Genomic DNA, 2,414 nt, shown 5'->3' with positions numbered 1-2,414 from the left:
CGCCGCCGGCCCATGCTGTGTTGCAGCAAGCCCGCCAGTACCATCAACAAGGCGGCCCACAGCAGATAGCCGATAGCCAAACCGGCATGCTGCACAACCAGATGCGGCAACAACAGGGTTTGCAACAGGATGAAACCGGCCAGGGCCAGCGGCAGCCAAACGATGACGGGTACCGCAAGACGGGATGCGCTATGCAGCAAGGGCCAGGCGCACAGGCAGGCCAGCAGGCCGGCGGCCACGGCCAGCCATTCCAGATGAAACGAAGTCACCGGAAACAGCTGCCAGGGCGCGAACAGCGGCAACAGCGGCACGGCCGCCAGCAGCGCGAGAGCGATCCGGGATGAAACGAAGGCGACTGAAGTCATACGGCAAATACGGCTGAAAGGGAATGGTTATGGGAAAAAGCGCGTGTCAATGTCGGGTTTCTCTGGTTTTGTTGTGGCTCCCATGTCTCCGCAAGGGAACGCATACGGGCATTCGGGCCGGTGCGTGTTCCCACGGCGTAAAGCGGGCGCTCGAAAAAGGTTTAAGCGTTGCCCCTGACGCAAGGGCAGCGCTTAAACCGGAAATGGCCGGCGTTTGCGGCGGAATGGGTTCCCGCGCCGCGGCGCGGGAACCGCAAACCAAGGTTCAGGCCGTTACCGGCATCAAACCCTTAGTTTTGTACAGCCGTGGCCAGATTTTGATCGGCGATCGTGCCGTCCGGCGCGATGATGGTCAGCAGGCGGGCTTTGGTCAGGTACTCACCATCGGTGATGTCTGTACCTGCGTCGTCGCCATCGGAACCGACCAGGAACAAGCCGATGTAACGCGAATAGTGCTGGTTCGGATCGACGTTGTTGGCCGGATTGGCGGCATCGGTCTTGCCGAAGCTGGGGGATTTGCCGATGGACACCGAGCTGGTGGCGGTGCTGGCAGCGGCATCGCTACCGAAGCCCAAGGCAACTACTAAGTGACACTCGTCGCCTTCCAGCGCGTCGCTGTAACGGTTTTGAATGTAGTTATCATCACCTGCAGGAAAATTAACATCTGCAGGTGTAATTGGAAGCGCTACGCCATCTGCCTGACAGCCCGTCAGACCGGGAACCACAGCGATATTTGCGATCGGGCCGTCATCGCCGATGCCATTGTCTTCGAAATGCTCTTGTTCTTGCGCATTTTGAGGGTTAAAGCTTTCGTTGTGGGCCAAGTTTGGAATCACGCCGGTTGTGTTAAGGCCTGCATCGGGCGAATTCCACTGTTGTAATTCATTGATGCCGGCTCTACCCAAAGAAAAAGTTACATTTGATGCAGCGTTGCCCGTAGCCCAGGTTGAAATGACGGCTGTCAATTGGGTCGGCAGAGCGCTGATCAACGATGCACCGCTGGCCAAGTTATCCCATTGGTTAGGATAGGAATTAGTCACCGCTTTGTATTGACGAATCGCGTTGTCGACTTTGACGTTGGCATCCGCCGCCGCCGCTGCCTGCGCCTTGTCGCCGACGCCGTCGTAGGCGATCAGGGCGCCCACCGCCAACGCGGCAATCAGCGTAATCACCACCAACAGTTCCAGCAAGGTGAAACCCGCCTGTTTTGCCTGCAATTTGAGTTGTTTTATTTTCATCGTTGTTCTCTTGTTATCGACCCTCAACCGCCTCGCGCGGTCTGTTGGCCATCGGTTTATTGAATTGCTATTGATGCGACCCGTTCGCACTCGTTTTTAAAAAATCGCACTCCGTCTCCGCGTTCCCGAGCGCCCGCGCGGGAACGCATGCTCAGCCGTCCGGCATATCCACCACGAAGCGGTATTGTTTGCCGCAGTGCAGGATGACTTCTTTTTGCTGGCGCTTGAGTATCTTCACTTCCACCCGAATCTCGCCGAAGCCGTCGTGGCGCAACACATCGTCCAGCAGTTGCAGCAGTTTGTGTTTGAGCGGATCGGCGGTTTTTTCCAAGGCTTCGTTCATGGTTTATCAGTCTGTTGCGTGGGTGTTTGTCCGGGTTATTGGGCCAGTTTGTAGCCGCCGGCGCGGGCCTGTTGCAGCCAGTATTCGGCTTTTTCCTGTTCCGCCAGGTCGTTGCTGACGGCATAAATGCGGTACAGCATGTACTGGGCGTGGGCGTGGCCTTGCTTGGCGGCGGTTTCGAACCACTGCGCGGCTTGCCGCCAATCGGGTTCGCCGCCCAAGCCCAGGTAGTAGAGTTCCCCCAGCAGCGTCTGGCTGTTGGGATTGCCGAAACGCGCCGAGCGGTGGCACCAGTCGAAGGCCTGGGCGAAGTTGATCTGCCGCAATTTGTCGCCGTAGCGGTAGGCGTAGCAGTTTTCCGCGGCGACGTCGGCGTCCGAGTCGATGCCGATGAAGGCCGGCTGGCAGGCGTTGCAAAGCAGCAGCGCGGCAGCGCAGAGCAGTTTGACCCGCGATTGAAAGCCGTTG

At 58.3% G+C, this 2,414-nt stretch carries 4 protein-coding genes; all 4 read right to left on the bottom strand.

The features are described 5' to 3' along the window. Window positions 1–365 (bottom strand): hypothetical protein (locus tag NP596_RS20990; protein WP_256617335.1); only part of this gene is annotated, 365 nt, incomplete at its 3' end. Between the two features lie 290 nt (window positions 366–655). Continuing rightward, on the bottom strand, window positions 656–1,603 hold the full coding sequence (locus tag NP596_RS20985; protein ID WP_256617334.1) for a type II secretion system protein: 948 nt from the start codon (window positions 1,601–1,603) through the stop codon (window positions 656–658). A 151-nt stretch (window positions 1,604–1,754) separates the two neighbouring features. Continuing rightward, window positions 1,755–1,946 carry a hypothetical protein gene (locus NP596_RS20980; protein ID WP_256617333.1) on the bottom strand — a complete coding sequence of 64 codons (192 nt, stop codon included), beginning with the start codon at window positions 1,944–1,946 and terminating at the stop codon, window positions 1,755–1,757. A 35-nt stretch (window positions 1,947–1,981) separates the two neighbouring features. Further along, the coding region (locus NP596_RS20975; RefSeq protein WP_504130767.1) for an SEL1-like repeat protein at window positions 1,982–2,414 on the bottom strand (433 nt) is incomplete at its 5' end.

This window comes from Methylomonas rivi (assembly GCF_024505165.1).
GTDB classification, from domain to species: Bacteria; Pseudomonadota; Gammaproteobacteria; order Methylococcales; family Methylomonadaceae; genus Methylomonas; species Methylomonas rivi.
This window is presented reverse-complemented; position numbering and strand designations above follow the sequence as displayed.

What these genes read in the sequence shown, in the direction of transcription:
- NP596_RS20985 (WP_256617334.1), bottom strand. Translation starts at nt 1,603, where the DNA reads ATGAAAATAAAACAACTCAAATTGCAGGCAAAACAGGCGGGTTTCACC.
- NP596_RS20980 (WP_256617333.1), bottom strand. Translation starts at nt 1,946, where the DNA reads ATGAACGAAGCCTTGGAAAAAACCGCCGATCCGCTCAAACACAAACTG.